Raw genomic sequence first — 21595 nt, 5'->3', positions numbered from 1 at the left:
ATCGCGCCCGATGAGTGCGATTGCCTAATATCCCCACAGAGGGTAAGTTGCCGAATGCCGGACAATGCCCGATAATACGCCGGTTTTATTTTGTAGGCACTGTAATGAGCGAATATGTCTTGCTGTTTGTTGGCACGCTTCTGGTCAACAATTTCGTACTGGTGAAATTCCTGGGCTTATGCCCGTTCATGGGCGTGTCCAAAAAGCTGGAAGCCGCCATCGGCATGGGGTTTGCCACGACATTTGTGATGACGATAGGGTCGGTGTTCTCCTGGCTGGTCAACACCTATGTGCTGCTGCCGTTAAACCTGCTCTACCTACGCACGCTGGCCTTTATCCTGGTTTTTGCCGTTGTGGTGCAATTCACCGAACTGGCGGTGCGGAAAACCAGCCCGGCGCTCTACCGTTTACTGGGCATCTTTCTGCCGCTGATCACCACCAACTGCGCCGTTCTCGGCGTCGCGTTGCTTAGCGTGAATCAATCGCACAACTTTCTGCAATCAACCATCTATGGTTTCAGCGCCGCCGCCGGCTTTTCGCTGGTATTAGTGCTGTTTGCCGCGCTGCGCGAACGCCTTGCCGTAGCCGATGTGCCCGCGCCGTTCCGCGGATCGTCTATCGCCCTGGTAACGGCCGGCCTGATGTCGCTGGCCTTTATGGGCTTTACCGGGCTGGTGAAACTTTGATGATCACAATCTGGATAGCCATAGCAGCGCTCAGCGCGCTGGCGCTGGTGTTCGGGTTAGTCCTGGGCTTTGCCTCGCGCCGCTTTCAGGTGGAAGAAGACCCGGTGGTTGAGCAACTGGACGCCATGCTGCCGCAAAGCCAGTGCGGCCAGTGCGGTTATCCCGGCTGCCGCCCCTACGCCGAGGCGATCGCCCTCAACAACGAACAAATCAACAAATGCGTGCCGGGCGGCGAACCGCTGATGCTGAAGCTGGCGGAGCGGCTGAATGTCGATCCGCAGCCGCTTGACGCCGAGGCGCCGCAAAAACCGGAACCGCTGGTCGCCTGGGTCGACGAAAACAACTGTATCGGCTGCACCAAATGCATCCAGGCCTGCCCGGTGGACGCGATTGTCGGCACCACCCGCGCCGTCCATACCGTCATCCGCGATCTGTGTACCGGCTGCAACCTGTGCGTGCCGCCCTGCCCAACGGATTGTATCGAATTAAGACCTTTAGCCCCGACAACCGCCAGTTGGAAATGGAATCTCGACGCCATTCCGGTGCGCGTTATCCAGGCGGAAAACCGTGTGATCGAAAATCATGTTTAAGCTGTTCGCCGCCTTCAGAAAAGACAGAATCTGGGATTTTTCAGGCGGAATTCATCCCCCGGAAATGAAAACCCAATCCAGTCAGGTACCGCTGCGGCAGGTTCCTATGCCTGACTATTTGATTATCCCGCTCAAGCAGCACCTCGGGCCGGAAGGCGACCTGTGCGTCAAAGCCGGCGATCCGGTGCTGCGGGGACAGCCGCTGACACGCGGTACCGGCCGGATGCTGCCGGTGCACGCGCCGACCTCCGGGACGGTGCACGCCATCCGCCAGCATATGAGCAATCACCCTTCCGGGCTGACCGAGCTCAGCATCATTATCATTCCCGACGGTCAGGACCGCTGGTGCGAACGCCGCTCCTTCGCCGATTACCGTCAGGCAACGCCGTCCGAACTGGTTGAGCATCTGCATCAGGCCGGTATCGCCGGGCTGGGCGGCGCCGGCTTTCCCACCGCCGCTAAACTGCAGGGCGGTCTGCGCGGCATCGACACCCTGATTATCAACGCTGCCGAGTGCGAACCCTATATTACCGCCGACGATCGTCTGATGCAGGAGTGTGCGCAGGAGATCGCGCAAGGGATCGACATCCTCGACCATCTGCTGCAACCGCAACGTATCCTGCTGGGCATTGAAGACAACAAGCCGGAAGCCATCGCGGCGCTGCGTTACGCGTTGGTGGATTACCCTCGTATCCAGATGCGGGTCATCCCCACGAAATACCCATCCGGCGGCGCCAAGCAGTTAACCAAGATCCTGACCGGCAAAGAAGTGCCCTTCGGCAAGCATTCAGCGTCTATCGGCGTATTGATGCAAAACGTCGGCACCGCGTACGCCATCAAACGTTCGGTCATTAACGGCGAGCCGCTGACCGAGCGGGTCGTCACCCTGACCGGCGATGCCTTGCGCCAGCCGGGCAACGTCTGGGCGCGGTTGGGCACGCCAGTGCGTCATCTGCTGCGCCACGCCGGCTACCATGTCACCACCACTCAGCCGATGGTGGTCATGGGCGGGCCGCTGATGGGGTTCACCCTGCCTGCGCTGGACGTACCGATCATCAAGACCAGTAACTGCATTCTGGCCCCCGCCCGCGATGAGATTCAGGCGCAGGAAGAGGAACAGGCCTGCATCCGTTGCGGCAAATGCGCCGATGCCTGCCCGGCCGGGCTGCTACCGCAGCAGCTTTACTGGTTTAGCCGGGGACAAGAGCACGAGAAGGCGCGCCAGCATCATCTGTTTGACTGTATCGAATGCGGCGCCTGCGCGTACGTTTGTCCGAGCAATATCCCGCTGGTGCAGTATTACCGTCAGGAAAAAGCCGAGATTCAGGCGCTGGATCAAGAATCCCGCAAGGCAATAGAAGCCAAAGCGCGCTTTGATGCGCGTCAGGTCCGTCTGGAGCGGGAAAAACAGGCGCGCGAGCTACGCCATAAACAGGCCGCCGCCAGCGTGGCAGCCGCCGACAAAGATGCGGTGATGGCGGCGCTGGAAAGAGTGCGTACCAAACAGGCGACGGCCGTTCAGGCCGAAATCCGCATTGAACCGGGCCAGCAGCCGGATAACAGTGCCGTGATTGCCGCCCGCGAAGCCCGCAAGGCGCAGGCGCGCGAACATCAGGCGGAAAAAACGCTGAACACAGCGGAAGACGACGCGCCGAAAGCCGCCATCGCGGCGGCGATCGCCCGCGTCAAAGCCAGACAGGCCGAGGCGCACGCGCCATCGTCTGTTACCGAAGTCGATTCGGTTGCCGGAACCGAAGAGCTTGCGGCGTTAGACCCACGCAAAGCGGCGGTTGAAGCGGCGATTGCCCGGGTTAAAGCCCGTAAGGCTGTGCAGTCTGGTACCGCAGAAGACGTGACATTGTCACCCCATGCGCCGGCATCAACCACAGTGGAAGCGCTGGAAAGCGCGCTCCCGGCCACACCGGCTGATGCCGCCCCAACCGAGATTATCGACCCGCGTAAAGCCGCCGTCGCCGCTGCCATCGCCCGGGTTAAAGCCCGTAAGGCTGTGCAGTCTGGTACCGCAGAAGACGTGACATTGTCACCCCATGCATCGGTATCAACCACAGTGGAAGCACTGGAGAGCGCGTTCCCGGCCACACCGGCTGACGCCGCCCCAACCGAGATTATCGACCCGCGTAAAGCCGCCGTCGCCGCTGCCATCGCCCGGGTTAGAGCACGCAAGGCCGCCGCATCGCAGGCGTCGCAAGAGGACTAAATGGCTTTCAGAATCGCACCCTCACCGTTTACCCATAACCGCCAGTCCACCCGCAATATGATGCGCTGGGTTCTGGCCGCCTGTGTGCCCGGCATCGCGGCGCAAGCCTGGTTTTTCGGTTACGGCAACCTGATCCAGCTGGCGCTGGCCAGCATCATCGCGCTCTTTACCGAAGCGGCGATATTGTCATTGCGAAAACGACCGGTGCTGGAAACGCTGCAGGACAGTTCCGCGCTGTTGACGGCAGTTCTGCTGGCCATCAGCCTGCCGCCGTTTACGCCCTGGTGGATGGTGGTGTTGGCCACCCTCTTCGCCATTATTATCGCCAAGCAGCTGTACGGCGGACTGGGGCAAAACCCGTTCAATCCGGCAATGATCGGCTACGTGGTGCTGCTGATTTCCTTCCCGGTGCAGATGACCAGTTGGTTGCCGCCGGACGGGCTGCAGGCATCGCCGGTCGGGTTCATGGATGCGCTGACGGCGATCTTCACCGGTCACGGAACGGCGGGTCAGACTATCCAGCAGCTGATTCAGGGGGTGGATGGCGTCAGTCAGGCCACGCCGCTGGACGCATTCAAAACCGGCTTGCGCAGCGGTCATCAACCCGAAGCGTTGCTGCATCAGCCGTTATTTGGCGGCGTGCTGGCCGGGCTGGGCTGGCAATGGATTAATCTGGCTTTTCTGGCCGGCGGCCTGTTTATGCTGTTGCTGCGGGTCATTCACTGGCAGATTCCGTTCAGTTTCCTGCTCGCGTTGTCCGTATGCGCGCTGGCGGGTTGGTACCTGCATCCGGACGTCAGCGCCCCGCCGCTGCTGCACCTGTTTTCCGGCGCGACCATGCTGGGCGCGTTCTTTATCGCCACCGACCCGGTTACCGCCTCCACCACGCCCAGAGGTCGCCTGATTTTCGGCGCGTTGATCGGCGTACTGGTATGGACCATCCGCACCTACGGCGGTTACCCTGATGGCGTGGCTTTCGCCGTGCTGTTGGCCAACATTACCGTGCCGTTGATCGACTATTTCACTAAACCACGCGCTTATGGCCATCGCTAAGGACGGATTATGCTGCTGACCACTATGCGCCGCCATGCCACCACGCTGGCTCTGTTTGCCGCCTTTACCACCGGGTTGACCGCACTGGTTAACTCCCTGACCGAAAAAACCATTTCGCAGCAGGTTATCGCACAGCAGCGCGCGCTGCTGGACCAGGTGATCCCTGTCGATCGCTATAACAACGATCTGCTCAGCGAGTGCTATCTGGTGAGCGACCCGGCGCTGGGCTCCGCTTCGCCACACCGTGTCTACATTGCTCGCCATGACGGCGCACCGGTCGCCGCCGCGCTGGAAAGTACCGCGCCTGACGGTTATTCCGGCGCGATCCATCTGCTGATTGGCGCAGACTTTCATGGTACCGTGCTGGGCACACGGGTCACCGAGCATCATGAGACACCGGGGCTGGGCGACAAGATAGATATCCGTATTTCCGACTGGATAACGCGTTTTACCGGCCAGGCCGTTACAGATTCACAAGATAGCCGCTGGGCGGTGAAAAAAGACGGCGGCCAGTTTGATCAGTTTACCGGCGCCACCATTACCCCGCGCGCGGTGGTCAATGCGGTGAAACGCGGCGCCCTGTTTTTACAAACCTTGCCGCCGCGACTGTCCACCCTGACGCCATGTGGAGATAAACCATGAACCAGACCAAAGAACTGGCCCTGCAGGGACTGTGGAAAAACAACTCGGCACTGGTGCAACTGCTGGGGCTGTGCCCGCTGCTGGCGGTGACCTCCACCGCCACCAACGCGCTCGGACTGGGGCTCGCCACCACGCTGGTGCTGACATGCACCAATATTGCCGTTTCCGCGCTGCGCCGTTGGGTGCCGGACGAAATTCGTATTCCGATTTACGTCTTGCTGATTGCCTCGGTGGTCACCATCGTGCAGATGCTGATCAACGCTTACGCCTACGGTCTGTATCAGTCGCTGGGGATTTTTATCCCGCTGATCGTCACCAACTGTATCGTGATTGGGCGCGCGGAAGCCTTCGCGTCGAAAAATACGGTGATGCTGTCGGCATTGGACGGCCTGTTCATGGGGCTGGGCGCCACCAGCGCGCTGTTTGTGCTGGGCGCGATAAGAGAGATCCTCGGCAATGGCACCCTGTTTGACGGCGCCGACCTACTGCTGGGCAGTTGGGCTCGGGTGTTACGGGTCGAGGTCGTGCATATGGACTCGCCGTTCCTGCTGATGATTTTGCCGCCCGGCGCCTTTATCGGACTGGGAATGATGCTGGCCGCCAAATATATTATCGATGAAAAACGCAAACAGCGCCGTGCCCGTACGGTGCGGCTGTCGCCTCTTAGCTCATCTACGCTGACGGAATAATATGAACAAAGAGAAACGGATTGCCATTCTTAGCCGCCTGCGAGAAAACAACCCGCATCCAACCACCGAACTGAAATTCAACTCGCCGTTTGAACTGCTCATTTCGGTGCTGCTGTCCGCGCAGGCCACCGACGTCAGCGTTAACAAAGCCACGGAAAAGCTCTATCCGGTGGCGAATACGCCGCAGGCGATGCTGGATTTAGGCGTGGACGGCGTGAAGTCGTATATCAAGACCATCGGGCTGTTCAACAGCAAGGCTGAAAACATCATTAAAACCTGCCGCATTTTGCTGGATAAACATCAGGGCCAGGTGCCGGAAGATCGCGCCGCGCTGGAAGCCCTGCCCGGCGTCGGGCGTAAAACCGCCAACGTGGTGCTGAACACCGCCTTTGGCTGGCCAACCATCGCGGTGGATACCCATATCTTCCGCGTTTGCAATCGTACCCGCTTTGCACCGGGCAAAACCGTCGAGCAGGTGGAAGAAAAATTGCTGAAATACGTCCCGGCGGAATTCAAGGTCGACTGTCACCACTGGCTGATCCTGCACGGCCGTTATACCTGCGTCGCCCGCAAGCCGCGCTGCGGCGCCTGCCTGATAGAGGACTTGTGCGAATATAAGGAAAAGGTCGATATCTGACCGACGACGCTGTTATTCCGTAATGACAAGGGCAGGTTTTCACCTGCCCTTGTTGCATCATGTCGCACAGTGAAATGGATTGATTATTTCACCGGCAGCGTAACGTCCTTGAACATGGCTTCGATCTCTTCATTCGAGCGCAGCGAAATCGCCGTATCCACCACATCACGTGTCAGGTGCGGCGCAAAACGATGAATAAAATCGTACATGTAGCTACGCAGGAACGTACTGCGACGAAAACCGATTTTGGTGGTGCTATAACTGAACAGGTTATCGGCGTTGATAGCCACCAGATCCGGATCGCTGGCCGGGTCCACCGCCATATTGGCGATGACGCCGACGCCCAGTCCCAGGCGGACATAGGTTTTGATCACATCGGCATCGGTCGCGGTAAACACGATGCGCGGCGTCAGTCCGGCCCGGTTGAATGCGGTATCCAGTTCGGAACGGCCGGTAAAACCGAAGGTATAGGTGACGATCGGGTAGGCTGCCAGTTCTTCAATGCTGATATCGGTTTTACCCGCCAGCGGATGGTCCGGCTTCACTACCACAGCGCGGTTCCAGTGGTAGCACGGCAGCATGATCAGGTCTTCATACAAATGCAGCGCTTCGGTGGCGATGGCGAAATCCGCTGAGCCTTTGGCCACGGCTTCGGCAATCTGCATCGGCGAGCCTTGATGCATATGCAGCGAAACGCGCGGATAACGCTCGATAAACCCTTTGATCACGTCAGGCAACGCGTAACGCGCCTGAGTGTGCGTGGTGGCGACGTACAGCGAGCCTTTGTCTGGATAAGTGTGCTCGCCTGCCACCGCCTTGATGGCATCGACCTTGGACAGCACCTCACGGGCGATACGAATGATTTCCTGCCCGGCAGGCGTCACCTGGGTCAAATGTTTTCCGCTGCGTGCAAAGATCTGAATACCCAGTTCATCTTCAAGCATCCGAACCTGTTTACTGATCCCCGGCTGGGAGGTGTACAACCCCTCGGCGGTCGAAGAAACGTTCAGATTGTGATTAACAACTTCAACGATATAACGAAGCTGTTGCAGTTTCATAAGTTATCCCATTCCGTAATATGTCATGCGCGGCGGCATCTGTATTGTTGACGTTATCTGCGTTGACAAGGGGGCGACAGCTCAATGCAACGGTATAGATTCTCGCCACTTAAATGCCATTTAATCATAAAAAAATATTTTATATAACCACTTTCTGTATTACTTAGACAGTACTGGTACTGGAAAACGGGTTTTTATTTCCTTTTTTGTTATCGGCTGCCGGCGGATGATATTCATGGTTGATGGATCAAAAAAGCCAGCCTATGCAGGCTGGCTTAACGTAATGTAACCGCAAACAGATGGAAAAAATGCGGTTTTAGTCAATTATCGGCGTAATTAGCGGCTGCTTTCCACCCATTTGCCGTCCACATAAAATGCCGACCATCCGGTAGCTTTGCCCTCTTTTTCAGAGGAAACATACTGCTGTTTGGTTTTGCGGCTGAACCGCACCAGCGTTTTGTTGCCTTCCGGATCGACCACCGGCGCCTCGGCCAGATAGCGTAATTTCTCTGGCAGGCGATCGCGGAAACGCACCAGTTCTTCCACCAGCGGCGCGCGGGTTTCCCGCGATTTCGGGAAGGTATTGGCCGCCAGGAACACGCCCGCTGCGCCATCGCGCAGCACAAAATAGGCGTCGGATTTCTCGCACGGCAGCTCCGGCAACGGCACCGGATCTTCTTTCGGCGGCGCCACTTCCCCGTTACGCAGAATTTTGCGGGTATTGCCGCAGCTTTCGTTGGTACAGGCCATATATTTGCCGAAACGCCCCATTTTCAGGTGCATTTCCGAACCGCACTTCTCGCATTCCACTACCGGGCCGTCATAGCCTTTGAGGCGGAACTCGCCTTGTTCGATCTCATAGCCATCGCAGGACGGGTTGTTGCCGCACACATGCAGTTTGCGCTGATTGTCGATCAGGTAGCTGTCCATCGCCGTGCCGCATTTCGGGCAGCGGCGACGGGCGCGCAGCGCATTGGTTTCCGCCTCGTCGCCTTCCAGCACATTCAACACTTCCGCTTCCGGAATCAGGTTGATGGTGGTTTTGCAGCGTTCTTTGGGCGGCAACGCGTAACCGGAACAGCCGAGGAACACCCCGGTGCTGGCGGTACGGATCCCCATTTTGCGGCCGCAGGTCGGGCAATCAATGCTGGTCAGCACCATCTGGTTCGGCTTCATGCCGCCTTCGTCCGGCTCCAGCTCGGCGGTTTCCAGCTGTTTGCTGAATTCGGCGAAGAATTCATCCAGCACCGCTTTCCACTCGGCCTGGCTGTTCGCCACCAGGTCGAGGCTATTTTCCATACGGGCGGTAAAATCGTAATTCATCAGCTCGCGGAAGTTATCTTCCAGCCGATCGGTCACGATCTCCCCCATCTTCTCGGCGTAGAAACGGCGGTTTTCCACCCGCACATAACCACGATCCTGAATGGTGGAGATGATGGCGGCATACGTGGAAGGACGGCCGATACCGCGCTTTTCCAGCTCCTTGACCAGCGATGCTTCGCTGTAACGCGCTGGCGGTTTGGTAAAGTGCTGACTTGGCAACAGTTTTTCCAGCGACAGGGATTGCCCCACGTCGACGGCCGGCAACGTGCGGTCTTCATCGCCCTTACGCAACGCCGGCATCACCTTGGTCCAGCCGTCGAAGCGCAGAGTGCGCCCTTTGGCACGCAGCTGATAGTCGCCGGCGCTGACCACCAGCGTGGTGGAATCGTATTGGGCCGGCATCATCTGACAGGCCACAAACTGCCGCCAAATCAGTTGATACAGCTTTTGCGCATCCGCTTCCATGTCTTTGAGCTGGTCGGCCAGCACCTTCACATCGGAAGGACGAATGGCTTCGTGCGCTTCCTGCGAGTTTTCCTTGCTGGTGTAAAGGTTGGGCGCTTCCGGCAGATAGCGTTTGCCAAATTCGTCATGGATATAATCACGCGCCATCGCCAGCGCATCCTGACTCAGGTTGGTGGAGTCGGTACGCATGTAAGTGATATGGCCGGCTTCATACAACCGTTGCGCCATCATCATGGTCTTTTTCACGCCGAAGCCCAGACGGGTACTGGCGGCCTGCTGCAGAGTAGAAGTAATAAACGGCGCGCCCGGTTTGCTGCTGGTCGGTTTGTCTTCCCGCTCGGCCACTACATAGCTGGCTTTTTCCAGCAGGCTGACCGCCGCTTGCGTCTGAGCCTGATTCACCGGCCGGAACGGTTTGCCGTTGTGGTGTGTTACCTGCATCTGCAGCGCGATTTCCGGGTTCGCCAGCAAATCGGCGTGCAATTCCCAGTATTCTTCCGGCACAAACGCTTTGATTTCGCGCTCGCGCTCCACCACCAGACGTACCGCCACTGACTGTACGCGACCGGCGGACAGCCCACGGGCAATTTTTTTCCACAGCAGCGGCGATACCATGTAACCCACCACGCGGTCCATGAAACGGCGGGCCTGCTGGGCATTGACACGGTTGATATTCAGTTCGCCCGGATTGTCGAACGCCTGGCGAATAGCGTTTTTGGTGATCTCGTTGAACACCACGCGGCTGAAACGCGTATCGTCGCCACCGATGATTTCCCGCAGGTGCCAGGCAATGGCTTCCCCTTCGCGGTCAAGGTCGGTTGCGAGATAGACGTGCTCGGCGTTCTGCGCCAGCGTTTTCAGTTCCGATACGACTTTTTCCTTGCCGGGCAGAATCTCATACTGAGCCTGCCAGCCGCGATAGGGATCCACCCCCATGCGGTTGACCAGCGCGGTTTTTTCATCTTTCTTGACTGCTTTTTTGGCTTTTTCCCCGTTGGCCTCAGCGCTTTTCTTGCTCGCCGAACCGGAGCCGCTGGTCGGCAAGTCGCGTACATGCCCCACGCTGGATTTCACCACGTAATCATTGCCAAGGTACTTATTAATCGTTTTGGCTTTTGCCGGGGACTCGACGATAACGAGAGCTTTACCCATAATATATTGTTACCTACTGAATTCTTTGAAAAAAGAAGAAATTTTCTCAGTTATTCGCTCTGGCTTTCCAGCCGGCGTAGCCTGAACCATCATGGTTGCGGGAAAATCGTTCTGTTGGTGCGTCGACGGCGCGCCGCACGCACTCACCGCGTCGCAACCCTATGATCATTCAGGATTATTCATTTACTGCACCGCCCTTTGCGGTAACCGGTTCCGTCCCGGCGCAAAGCAATTATTCCGCTTGACGATGCAAAATCCCACACTCTACCTGATAAATAACACCACGCAACCTAATTAGCATGTAAAACCCGTTTTCGCCAATCGTTACTCTCGTGTTTATCGGCAAACAGGCGACTAAAAATCAGTCAGTTTGCGATAAATTCCGTTCAGGCGGTACAATAGCGCCAGCAAAACAAGGGTTATTTGCAGGAGAACAATCCCATGTCTGGTTTTACACACATAAATGAAGAAAAAACGCCAATTGGTCGCGAGGCTCTGCTGCTGGAAGCCAACACACTGATTAAAAACCACGAAGACTACCTGCACGGCATGGTAGCCAATGCGGTAGAACAAAAGAGTGGCGTGCTGGTGTTTCGTGGCGAATACTTTCTCGACAGCGATGGATTGCCGACGCACAAGACCACGGCGGTGTTCAATATGTTCAAACACCTGGCGCACGTTTTGTCGGAAAAATACCAGTTAATCGATTAACACCGGAATCCCGCCGGGCGCTACCTGCTGATGCGGGCCGCTCCCGGCGTACCCTCTGATGCAGAGCAAGGATCACAGCGTGACTCCGCTATTGTGCACTTCGATCATTCTGATTGTCTGAACGCCCTATCCGCCACGCATGCTTCTATTTTATCTCCTCCCAACGATTAGGTTGATATCAGGCCGCCCGCATGATGTTTGGATGGAAAACGCCGTCAGCATGGGCTCATGCATGACTTAAAATAATCAACGAAACTATTTTTTAATAAATATATCCCCCTTGATTTTAAAAAATATCATTTCAAATAGATTAATTTCACAAAACAAAATCAAAACAATTAAAAACAAATTTTTCAATTTATTTACAAACCAAATATCGTTATTTATACTCGCCACCGATGCCACCCAGGCATTAATTAAAAAACATTTACGGAGAGTGTTATGAAAAAGCAATTTGGATTGCCTTTGCTATTGTCACTCGCAGCAATTTTTAGCCACGCTGGCTATTCGCAAACCATCAATACTACCGATGAAGCAGGCCCGCCGGTCGAATTAGGTATGTCGGCGTTTGATTCACTGGAAAACAACAGCCCGCTGTCTGCGGCCAAAGACACATCCCGCGCCTCCACCTCTGGCGCCTTGCGGGCCCCCGCTCCGGCGTTGTCACGGGTCGCCGTGTATGCGGTCGGTTCATCAACCTGCGGCTGGGAATACATGACGTCTGTTGGTCAGTTCTCAACTACCTGTGACCACGGCGGCGCCCAGCTCAGAGTCGTGGTGCAGGAAATTGGTTACGGCAGCAACCCCGTTGCCTGGATGAATGGCGGCGCATTGCCTCGTTCGGCTAATTATCAAAGTGACGCCATTTGTATTGTCGGGAATCAATATACCTTCCCTTGCCCGGCCGGATATACCGTTGTTGGCTGGATGCGTTATTACAATCTGGATGGGACTGATAACGGTCAGTTTAAATTCCAGGACACATCCACCAACGCGCCGAGAAATACATTATTCACACAGATCTATATTAATTAATTCGCCATCTGAACGGCCCGATTCGGGCCGTTCACTCTGAATAAAACACACATTATTAGTGTGTATATTCTGATTTGGAAATAGAAATCGCCCGCACATTGATATAAATGGAATGCGCTATTTCAAGAAACCCCAAAAAATAAAAATCCATAGTCCGCAGCATGCATGGCTATGGATAGGAGTGACGGTAAAAATAGCGTCTTAATGACGGAAGGGTGGGAAATAATCGTGATGGATGGGAACCTGGCGTTCAACAATCAGGTTTAGAGCCTGAGAGATGGAGAGTGGCGATTACATTACAGGAACCGGTTTACCCACCTATCCGGCCGCTAATATGCGTATGGCATTGCTCAGCGCGGACAGGCGGGGGTTTAAACACTAAGGTGAATTACAACTGAGGGTTACTGCCCCGCTGCCACCAGCGCAGCATCAGGCGCTCCAGAGCATCGCCGGTGCTGCCGGTAAGGCGGTCCAATAGACGTTTGCGGCGGGTATAGCGCACGGCCAGCACTTCGTGGTTTTCCATTTCCGCGATCAGCAGATCGTCGCTGGTGCCGATAGCATCCACCAGCCCCATCGCTCTGGCCTGCGTGCCGAACCAGTGCTCGCCGGTAGCAACCGACTCAATATCCAGCGACGGGCGCATCTCGCTGACAAACTGTTTGAACAGCAGGTGCGTTTCATTCAATTCCTCGCGAAACTTCTCCCGGCCTTCTTCGGTATTTTCGCCGAACAACGTCAGGGTACGTTTGTACTGACCCGCAGTATGCAGTTCCACATCGATATCTTTGCTTTTCAGCAGCCGGTTGAAGTTGGGGATTTGCGCCACCACGCCAATCGACCCGACAATGGCGAACGGCGCCGCCACAATGCGATCCGCTACGCACGCCATCATATAGCCGCCGCTGGCCGCCACCTTGTCTACCGCCACCGTCAGGCGGATGCCGCGCTGACGAAACCGCTGCAGTTGCGAAGCCGCCAGCCCGTAGCCGTGCACCACACCGCCGGGGCTTTCCAGACGCAACAACACTTCATCCTCCGGCCGGGCCACCGCCAGCACTGCGGACACTTCTTCACGCAGCGAACTCACCTCACCGGCATCCATGCTGCCGTTAAAATCGAGCACATACAAACACGAACGAGCGGATTTCTCTTCCCCCCGTTTGGCGCGTTTCTTCTCTTGTTTGGCGGTTTCCTTTTCTTCTTTCTTCTGCTTTTTCTCCAGCAGGCTGCGCGCGGTATCGCTCATGGCGGCGGACTGCATCTCCTGCCGCATTTCGCGGTATTGTTCGCCCAGATTAATCACCTGCAGTTCGCCCTTTCGATGGCGTTTACGCTGCGTCATACCGACTGTCAGCACCACCAATGCGCCGATGGCGACGACAAGGGTGACGACTTTTGCCAGGAATAAACCATACTGAGAAAGTAATTCCACAAATACCGCCTTCATTGACCAATGTGATATATGACGTTGATTCTTCAACAACCATTACGGTTCCAGCGCGGCGCGCCGAACTTCTAACCTAACGTATGACGGACGCAATGGCGATGATCTTCATACATAAATCGTACTTTCCGCTGCTTTTTACCGCACAAACTGTGAGAAAACCGGACCTTCTGATTGAAAACACCTATTGTTTCAGGCATAAAACACCCATTATGGCTTTTTCGGAAACACCTCATCATCCCCGGATGATGACAGCCAGAGGACACCGTTTTGCATTACCAACCCAAGCATGACCTGCTGCAACACCGTATCATTCTGGTCACCGGCGCCGGTGACGGCATTGGCCGCGAAGCGGCGCTGACCTACGCGCGCCACGGTGCGAAACTGGTGTTGCTGGGGCGCACAGAGAGCAAACTGCAGGAGGTGGAACAACAGATCCTGCAGGAATGCGGCGTCCACAGTTATCTGATTCCCTGCGATATGCTGACCGCCAGCCATCATGATTTCATACAGATCGCCGGGCAGCTCGGCCAGGCGCTGCCGCGGCTGGACGGCGTATTGCATAATGCCGGTCTGCTGGGTGACGTCGTGCCGATGGAAGAACAATCCGCCACCGTCTGGCATCAGGTGATGCAAGTCAACGTTAACGCGACCTTTATGCTGACGCAGGCGCTGTTGCCGTTGTTGCTGAAATCAGCCAGTCCGTCGCTGATTTTCACCAGCTCCAGCGTCGGCCGTCAGGGGCGCGCCAACTGGGGCGCCTACTCGGTATCCAAATTCGCCACCGAAGGCATGATGCAGGTACTGGCCGAGGAATACCGCAACCGCAACCTAAGGGTCAACTGCATCAATCCGGGCGGTACCCGCACGTCAATGCGTGCCGCCGCGTTTCCCGATGAAGATCCGAATAAACTCAAAACCCCGGCCGACATCATGCCGCTTTACCTGTATTTAATGGGGGATGACAGCCGTCGCAAAACCGGCATGAGTTTCGATGCCCAACCCGGCCGCAAGCCCGGCCTGGCCGAGTGATTAAGCAAAGGATACCGACGCATGAGCGACGATCGCCATCAGCAACGACAGCAACGGCTGAAGGAAAAAGTAGACGCCCGCATCGCCGCCGCCACTGACGTGCGCGGCATAGTGATGGTGTTTACCGGCAACGGCAAAGGCAAGACCACCGCAGCCTTCGGCACCGTAACCCGGGCGGTGGGCCACGGTCTGAAAGCCGGCGTGATCCAGTTCATCAAAGGCGAATGGCCAAACGGCGAGAAAAATCTGCTGCAACAGCACGGGGTGGAATTTCAGGTGATGGCGACCGGTTTTACCTGGGAAACCCAAAATCGTCAGACCGACACCGATGCGGCCAGAGGTGTCTGGCAGCATGGATTACGTATGCTGGCGGATGACTCGCTCGATCTGGTGGTGCTCGACGAGTTGACCTACATGATCAGCTACGACTATTTACCGCTGGATGACGTGATTACCGCCCTGCAACAGCGCCCGGCGCACCAGAGCGTTATCATTACCGGCCGCGGCTGCCATCGTGATGTACTGGAACTGGCGGATACGGTGACGGAAATGCGCCCTGTGAAGCACGCCTTTGATGCCGGCATTCAGGCTCAGCAAGGTATTGACTGGTAGGATAAAACAGGACGACGCTGCACCAGCGGCGCAGCGTTAAACAGACGGGTTAACCGTTACGCTTCGGCGCGCTACGGCGGCCGGCGGCCGGGCGGTTACTGACGCCCACCTGGCTGTGACGTTTCACCGCACGGCGGATCTGATTGGCTTTCACCCGGCGCCGCTCACGCTCCACCGGCAATTTGCTGACCGTTTCCGGCGTCAGTTGCACCAGTTCACGCAGGTAGTTGACGTCGGTCAGGCCCATCTCCATCCAGCCGCCGCGCGGCAATCCTTTCGGCAACTGAATGTCGCCGTAGCGCACGCGAATCAGCCGGCTAACCTGCACGTCGACCGCTTCCCACAAACGACGCACTTCGCGGTTGCGGCCTTCGGTCAGGGTCACGTTGTACCACTGGTTCAACCCTTCGCCCCCCTGATAGCGGATCGAGCGGAACGCCGCCGGACCGTCTTCCAGTTGTACGCCTTTACTCAGTTGACGAATTTTGTCATCGCCCACTTCGCCGAACACGCGCACGGCATACTCACGTTCCACTTCACGGCTGGGGTGCATCAGGCGATTCGCCAGCTCGCCGTCAGTCGTGAACAGCAACAGGCCGGAGGTATTCACATCCAGACGCCCTACCGCTACCCAGCGGTATCCCTGAATTCGCGGCAGACGGTCAAATACCGTTGGCCGCCCTTCCGGGTCGCTGCGGGTACAGAGTTCCCCTTCCGGCTTGTAATACATCAGCACACGGCACACGGCTTCTTCGGTTTCGCGCACCGACACCACATGCCCGTCAATACGAATTTTGGTCGCCCGGGTAACCTCAACGCGGTCCCCCAGCGTGGCAATCTTGCCGTCAACGCTAATGCGCCCGGCTTCAATCATACTTTCAATTTCGCGGCGTGAACCGTGCCCTGCACGCGCCAGCACTTTCTGTAGCTTTTCGCTCATTGAGCAACCTCTGTGTCGCCTTCACAGGCGTCGGGGGGAATGTCATGATGACCAGAAATCGCGTTAACTCATGAAAAATAAAGAGTTAACGCATATTTTCGCGATTATACCCTGATTTGTGCCGTTTGTATGCCAAATGTTAGCGGCCATGAATACGCGTTGGGAAACGCCATTACGGCGTTTCTGCGTTACAGAAATGGCGTCACATCGCCGGTGCCTTCGCGCACCACCACCGGCACGGATTCGGTCAGATCGATAACCGTAGTGGGCTGTTGCCCCAGAAAACCGCCGTGAATGACCAAATCCACCCGTTTGCCCAGTTGTTCCTGAATTTCTTCCGGATCGGACTCGGCGAAATCGTTGCCCGGCAACATCAGCGTGGTCGACATCAGCGGCTCATTCAACGCCGCCAGCAATTCCAGCGCAATCGGATTGGACGGCACGCGCATGCCGATGGTTTTGCGTTTCTCATTCATCAGGCGACGCGGCACTTCCTTAGTCGCTTTGAGAATGAAGGTGTAATTGCCGGGGGTATTATTCTTGATCAACCGGAACGCGGCGTTATCCACATAGGCGTAAGAAGATAACTCCGACAGATCGCGGCACATCAGGGTGAAGTTATGGTTCTGATCCAGATCACGAATGCGGCAGATGCGCTCCATCGCCGCTTTATCCTCCAGCATGCACCCTAGCGCGTACCCTGAATCGGTGGGGTACACAATTACCCCGCTTTTGTGCAGGATTTCCACCGTCTGGTTGATCAGCCGCGGTTGCGGGTTCTGCGGGTGAATATAGAAAAACTGACTCATGCTACGTCCTCTGCCTTCTGAAAACGTACACCCCGTCAGGCGACACCGCCATAACGGGTTGAACGAATGCTGTCGTGATATCTGGGGTTTAATCGGCCAACGCCGGATGTTGCCAGACCGGATCCACGCCGGCGGGCAGCCACAATTTTCGTCCCAGTTCTATCCAGGCGCAGGGCTGATGAAAATCCGAACCCTGCGACCCCAGCAAATGGTAATCCTGCGCATAACGCGCCAAATGCGAACGCTCGTCCGGCGCCTGTTGACACTGGGCTATTTCCATCGCTTCTCCGCCGCACCCGGCAAAATGCCCGATCAACCGTTTCAGCCACTTGGCGGTCAGGTCATAACGGCCGGGATGCGCCAGCACCGCGACCCCGCCCGACTGGCGGATAGCGTCCACGGCTTGCTGTATTGTACACCACTGCGGCGGCACATAACCGGTTTTCCCTTTAGCCAGGTACTTTTTGAACACCTGCGCCACCGTGGCGGCTTTCCCTAATTCCACCAGATAACGCGCGAAATGCCCGCGCGTTATCATGCCGCCTTCCGCCAGCCGGGACGCCCCCGCCAGCGCATCCGGAATCAGCGCCTTTTCCAGCCGCTGCGCAATCTGCACGGCCCGCTGCTCGCGGTACTGCACCTGCTGTTGCAGTAATGACGTCAGCGCCGGATGTCGGCAATCCAGCCCCAGCCCGACGATATGGATCTCATGGTTTTCCCACACGGTGGAAATCTCGACGCCGGAAATCAACCGCAACGGCAGCGCCTGCTGCTGAATAGCGGTCTGCGCCTCATCCAGCGCCGCGGTAGTGTCGTGATCGGTGATCGCCAGCACGCTGACGCGCATGCTCACCGCGCGCTGCACCAGCTCGGTTGGCGTCAGCAAACCGTCGGAAGCCGTGGTGTGGCTGTGCAGATCATACAGGGGAAACGTCGGTGATACCGGCAACTCGTCTGGCACGTCAGGTGTCTCTCTGTTCAGGGAATTTCAGGCGGCATGATGCCACCAACCTCGCTAAAAAGGAAAAAAGATCGGTGGGCCCGATGTGGGTTGTCGGCCAGCCATCTACAGCCGGACATCTCCCCGAAAAAATCGTGTGAAATGTTATTGACTTCCCTTTTCCGTTCCAGTTAACTAGTACACAAGTTCAAACGTAGCGATAAATGAGGACAATGGCGATGACGGTAATGACCCTAACCCTGAAAAATCATGCTGGTTGGTGGCGCTTCTCCCTGTTGCGGGCGAAGTGATGACGCATAGCCATTATCTGACATGCATATCCTGAAGCCCGCTGATTAGCGGGTTTTTTTATGGACAAAATACGAGTAGACATCATGCAAATACCACAACCTGAACTTGAGCTGCTGCGCGTCGGTGCCGAATACCGCAACGACCCCAGCGCGATGTTCCACCAGCTGTGCGGCGCCCGCCCGGCAACCCTGCTGCTGGAGTCGGCGGAAATCGACAGCAAACAGAATCTGCAAAGCCTGCTTATCGTCGACAGCGCCCTGCGTATTACCGCCCTCGGACCACAGGTGTCGATTCAGGCGCTGACCGCCAACGGCGCGTCGCTGTTGCCGCTGTTGGATAACGCACTGCCTGCTGATGTCATCGTCGATGCGCGCCCGAACAGCCGCGAACTGACCTTCCCGACCATCGATATCATGCAGGACGAAGACGCGCGTCTGCGCTCCCTGTCGGTATTTGACGCGCTGCGCCAACTGCTGGCGCTGGTGGCATGCCCGGAGCATGAACGCGAGGCCATGTTCTTCGGCGGGCTGTTCGCCTACGATCTGGTGGCGGGTTTCGAAAGTCTGCCGCCGCTCAGCCAACAACAACGTTGCCCGGATTACTGCTTCTACCTGGCCGAAACCCTGCTGGTGGTGGACCATCAACAACGCGCTACCCATCTGCAGGCCAGCCTGTTTACCCCTAACGCCGCGGAACGTCAGCGCCTGCAACAGCGTCTGGAACAGTTGCAGCATCAGTTGCGCCAGCCGGCCCCGGCGTTGCCGTGCCAGACGGTGGACACCATGACGCTGGCCTGTAACCAGAGCGATGAAGATTACGGCGCCGTGGTCAGCCAGATGCAGCAGGCGATCCGCATCGGCGAAATTTTCCAGGTGGTGCCGTCCCGCCGCTTCTCGCTGCCGTGCCCGTCGCCGCTGGCCGCCTACCAGACCCTGAAAGACAACAACCCCAGTCCTTACATGTTCTACATGCAGGATCAGGATTTCACCCTGTTCGGCGCGTCGCCGGAAAGTTCGCTCAAATACGACGCCGCCAGCCGCCAGATCGAAATCTATCCCATCGCCGGCACTCGCCCGCGCGGCCGCCACGCCGACGGCTCGCTGGACCGGGATCTGGACAGCCGTATCGAGCTGGAAATGCGTACCGATCATAAAGAACTGGCCGAACACCTGATGCTGGTGGACCTGGCCCGCAACGATCTGGCGCGAATCTGCGAACCCGGCAGCCGCTATGTGGCGGACCTGACCAAAGTAGACCGCTATTCGTTCGTGATGCATCTGGTGTCCCGCGTGGTCGGCACCCTGCGCGCGGATCTGGACGTGCTGCACGCCTACCGCGCCTGCATGAACATGGGCACGTTGAGCGGCGCCCCCAAAGTACGCGCCATGCAGCTGATCGCGGAAAGCGAGAAAACCCGCCGCGGCAGTTACGGCGGCGCAGTGGGCTACTTCACCGCCCGCGGCGACCTCGACACCTGCATCGTGATCCGCTCCGCTTACGTGGAAGACGGCATCGCCACCGTGCAGGCCGGCGCCGGCGTAGTGCTGGATTCCCACCCGCAGGCTGAGGCCGATGAAACCCGTAACAAAGCCCGCGCGGTTCTGCGCGCGATTGCCAGTGCGCATCATGCCCGGGAGGTGTTCTGATGGCCGATATCCTGTTGCTCGATAATATCGACTCTTTTACCTATAACCTGGTCGACCAGTTGCGCGCCAGCGACCATAACGTAGTGGTGTACCGCAATCAACTGCCTGCCGATGTCATTATCGACCGACTGCAGCAGATGGAAAAACCGGTGCTGATGCTCTCGCCCGGCCCCGGAACGCCGTCTGAAGCCGGCTGCATGCCGGCACTGCTGCAACGCCTGCGCGGTCAGTTGCCGATCATCGGCATCTGTCTGGGCCATCAGGCTATCGTTGAAGCCTACGGCGGTCATGTCGGTCAGGCCGGTGAAATTCTGCATGGCAAAGCCTCCAGCATTGAGCACGACGGTCAGGCGATGTTCAACGGCCTACCCAACCCGCTGCCGGTGGCGCGTTACCACTCGCTGGTTGGCAGCGACATCCCGGCCGAACTGGTGATTAACGCCAGTTTTAACGGCATGGTGATGGCGGTGCGCCATGACGAGCATCGCGTTTGCGGTTTCCAGTTCCACCCGGAATCCATCCTCACCACTCACGGTGCTCGTCTGCTGAACCAGACGCTGGACTGGGCACTGGCCTGATTTGACGGAGACACCACTGATGCAACCGATTCTTGAAAAACTGTACCGCGCCGACATCCTGAGTCAGGCAGAAAGCCGGCAGCTGTTTGCCGCCATCATTCAGGGTGAACTTGATCCGACGCAACTGGCTGCGGCGCTGATCAGCATGAAGGTACGCGGCGAGCACCCGGATGAAATCGCCGGGGCCGCCACCGCGCTGCTGGCCGACGCCAAGCCGTTCCCGCGCCCGGACTACCTGTTCGCGGACATCGTCGGCACCGGCGGCGACGGCACCAACAGCATCAACATCTCCACCGCCAGCGCGTTTGTGGCCGCCGCCTGTGGGCTAAAGGTCGCCAAGCACGGCAACCGCAGCGTCTCCAGCCGTTCCGGCTCGTCGGATTTGCTGTCGGCGTTCGGCATCAAGCTCGATATGTCGGCTGAGGTATCGCGTCAGGCGCTGGACGATCTGGGGGTATGCTTTCTCTTTGCGCCGCAATACCACACCGGTTTCCGTCACGCGATGCCGGTGCGCCAGCAGTTGAAAACCCGTACCGTGTTCAACGTGCTGGGGCCGCTGATCAACCCGGCCCGCCCGCCGTTGGCGCTGATCGGCGTCTACCGGCCGGAACTGGTACGGCCAATCGCCGAAACTCTGAAAGTGCTGGGATACCAGCGCGCGGCCGTGGTGCACGGCGGCGGTATGGATGAAGTCGCCATTCATGCGCCGACACAGGTTGCCGAACTGCGTGACGGTCAGGTGGAAACCTACCAGCTGACGCCTCATGATTTCGGGCTGGACTCCTTCGCACTGGATGATTTGCTGGGCGGCACGCCGGAAGAAAACCGTGATATTCTGGCTCGATTGCTTCAGGGTAAGGGCCAACCGGCGCACGACGCGGCTGTCGCGGCCAATGTGGCGCTGTTGCTGAAATTGTTCGGACAGGAAGATCTGCGGCAGAATGCCCGACAGGCGCTGGACGTGATTCACAGCGGTCAGGCTTACCAGCGCGTGCTGGAACTGGCAGCCAGAGGATGATG

Annotated in this window: 18 protein-coding genes, 1 pseudogene and 1 other annotated feature; of the genes and pseudogenes, 13 read left to right on the top strand and 6 right to left on the bottom strand. The window is 57.5% G+C overall.

Going from position 1 to position 21595, the window contains the following annotated elements; genetic code table 11:
* The first annotated feature begins 104 nt into the window (after positions 1–104).
* Genes rsxA through nth form a run of 7 tightly spaced genes read left to right on the top strand, consistent with a single transcriptional unit; the run spans position 105 to position 6515 of the window.
* Positions 105–686, top strand: coding sequence for an electron transport complex subunit RsxA (rsxA, locus tag CVE23_RS11120; protein WP_038919033.1), 582 nt, complete (start codon positions 105–107; stop codon positions 684–686).
* Complete coding sequence (gene rsxB, locus CVE23_RS11115) at positions 686–1276, top strand: electron transport complex subunit RsxB (protein WP_038919032.1); 591 nt, start codon at positions 686–688, stop codon at positions 1274–1276. The genes rsxA and rsxB overlap by 1 nt, the downstream gene beginning before the upstream one ends.
* Entirely contained in the window at positions 1269–3494 is a 2226-nt protein-coding gene (rsxC, locus tag CVE23_RS11110) for an electron transport complex subunit RsxC (protein ID WP_100849544.1), read from the top strand. The genes rsxB and rsxC overlap by 8 nt, the downstream gene beginning before the upstream one ends.
* Positions 3495–4547, top strand: coding sequence for an electron transport complex subunit RsxD (rsxD, locus tag CVE23_RS11105; protein ID WP_100849543.1), 1053 nt, complete (start codon positions 3495–3497; stop codon positions 4545–4547).
* A gap of 12 nt (positions 4548–4559) precedes the next feature.
* Entirely contained in the window at positions 4560–5189 is a 630-nt protein-coding gene (gene rsxG / locus CVE23_RS11100) for an electron transport complex subunit RsxG (protein ID WP_038920966.1), read from the top strand.
* Positions 5186–5878 (top strand): electron transport complex subunit E, encoded by a 693-nt coding sequence (locus tag CVE23_RS11095; protein ID WP_038919027.1) that lies wholly within the window; start codon positions 5186–5188, stop codon positions 5876–5878. Before rsxG ends, CVE23_RS11095 begins: the two co-directional genes overlap by 4 nt.
* A 1-nt stretch (position 5879) precedes the next feature.
* Positions 5880–6515: an endonuclease III gene (nth, locus tag CVE23_RS11090; protein WP_100849542.1), complete on the top strand. Its 636-nt coding sequence runs from the start codon at positions 5880–5882 to the stop codon at positions 6513–6515.
* Between the two features lie 83 nt (positions 6516–6598).
* Here nth and cysB read toward each other — a convergent pair whose 3' ends face one another.
* Together cysB and topA are read right to left on the bottom strand one after the other, a co-directional pair.
* Positions 6599–7573, bottom strand: a complete 975-nt coding sequence (gene cysB / locus CVE23_RS11085; protein ID WP_013317898.1) for an HTH-type transcriptional regulator CysB — start codon at positions 7571–7573, stop codon at positions 6599–6601.
* 336 nt (positions 7574–7909) lie between these two features.
* A complete protein-coding gene (topA, locus tag CVE23_RS11080; RefSeq protein ID WP_038919025.1) occupies positions 7910–10513 on the bottom strand; it encodes a type I DNA topoisomerase in 2604 nt (867 codons plus the stop codon).
* 441 nt (positions 10514–10954) lie between these two features.
* Here topA and CVE23_RS11075 point away from each other — a divergent pair, with 441 nt between their 5' ends.
* Both CVE23_RS11075 and CVE23_RS11065 read left to right on the top strand, forming a co-directional pair.
* The gene (locus CVE23_RS11075) at positions 10955–11224 is read left to right on the top strand and encodes a YciN family protein (protein WP_033568757.1); all 270 of its coding nucleotides are present in this window, start codon (positions 10955–10957) and stop codon (positions 11222–11224) included.
* Between the two features lie 441 nt (positions 11225–11665).
* Positions 11666–12259 carry a YolA family protein gene (locus tag CVE23_RS11065; protein ID WP_038919024.1) on the top strand — a complete coding sequence of 198 codons (594 nt, stop codon included), beginning with the start codon at positions 11666–11668 and terminating at the stop codon, positions 12257–12259.
* Positions 12260–12647: 388 nt separating this feature from the next.
* Here CVE23_RS11065 and sohB read toward each other — a convergent pair whose 3' ends face one another.
* Positions 12648–13694, bottom strand: a complete 1047-nt coding sequence (gene sohB, locus CVE23_RS11060) for a protease SohB (protein WP_038920965.1) — start codon at positions 13692–13694, stop codon at positions 12648–12650.
* A 282-nt stretch (positions 13695–13976) separates the two neighbouring features.
* Between sohB and CVE23_RS11055 the strand changes: the two genes are divergently transcribed.
* Both CVE23_RS11055 and cobO read left to right on the top strand, forming a co-directional pair.
* Entirely contained in the window at positions 13977–14738 is a 762-nt protein-coding gene (locus tag CVE23_RS11055; protein ID WP_038919023.1) for a YciK family oxidoreductase, read from the top strand.
* Between the two features lie 21 nt (positions 14739–14759).
* Positions 14760–15350 carry a cob(I)yrinic acid a,c-diamide adenosyltransferase gene (cobO, locus tag CVE23_RS11050; RefSeq protein WP_038658783.1) on the top strand — a complete coding sequence of 197 codons (591 nt, stop codon included), beginning with the start codon at positions 14760–14762 and terminating at the stop codon, positions 15348–15350.
* Positions 15351–15399: 49 nt separating this feature from the next.
* Here the strand turns inward: cobO and rluB are convergent, their stop codons facing one another.
* The 3 genes from rluB to rnm all read right to left on the bottom strand — a co-directional run bounded on the left by rluB (position 15400) and on the right by rnm (position 18060).
* Entirely contained in the window at positions 15400–16290 is an 891-nt protein-coding gene (gene rluB / locus CVE23_RS11045) for a 23S rRNA pseudouridine(2605) synthase RluB (RefSeq protein ID WP_038658786.1), read from the bottom strand.
* 188 nt (positions 16291–16478) lie between these two features.
* Positions 16479–17099, bottom strand: coding sequence for an L-threonylcarbamoyladenylate synthase (locus CVE23_RS11040; RefSeq protein WP_038919022.1), 621 nt, complete (start codon positions 17097–17099; stop codon positions 16479–16481).
* 88 nt (positions 17100–17187) lie between these two features.
* Positions 17188–18060: an RNase RNM gene (gene rnm, locus CVE23_RS11035; protein WP_049853970.1), complete on the bottom strand. Its 873-nt coding sequence runs from the start codon at positions 18058–18060 to the stop codon at positions 17188–17190.
* Positions 18061–18311: 251 nt separating this feature from the next.
* Positions 18312–18412: a sequence feature (Trp leader region), on the top strand.
* A 22-nt stretch (positions 18413–18434) separates the two neighbouring features.
* On the opposite strand from rnm, the gene CVE23_RS11030 reads away from it, so the two are divergent.
* Positions 18435–19997, top strand: coding sequence for an anthranilate synthase component 1 (locus tag CVE23_RS11030; protein WP_038919020.1), 1563 nt, complete (start codon positions 18435–18437; stop codon positions 19995–19997).
* Positions 19997–21593: pseudogene (gene trpD / locus CVE23_RS23060) on the top strand (bifunctional anthranilate synthase glutamate amidotransferase component TrpG/anthranilate phosphoribosyltransferase TrpD). Before CVE23_RS11030 ends, trpD begins: the two are co-directional and overlap by 1 nt.
* Positions 21594–21595: the final 2 nt, after the last annotated feature.

This window comes from Dickeya fangzhongdai, assembly GCF_002812485.1.
Taxonomy (GTDB): domain Bacteria; phylum Pseudomonadota; class Gammaproteobacteria; order Enterobacterales; family Enterobacteriaceae; genus Dickeya; species Dickeya fangzhongdai.
This window is presented reverse-complemented; position numbering and strand designations above follow the sequence as displayed.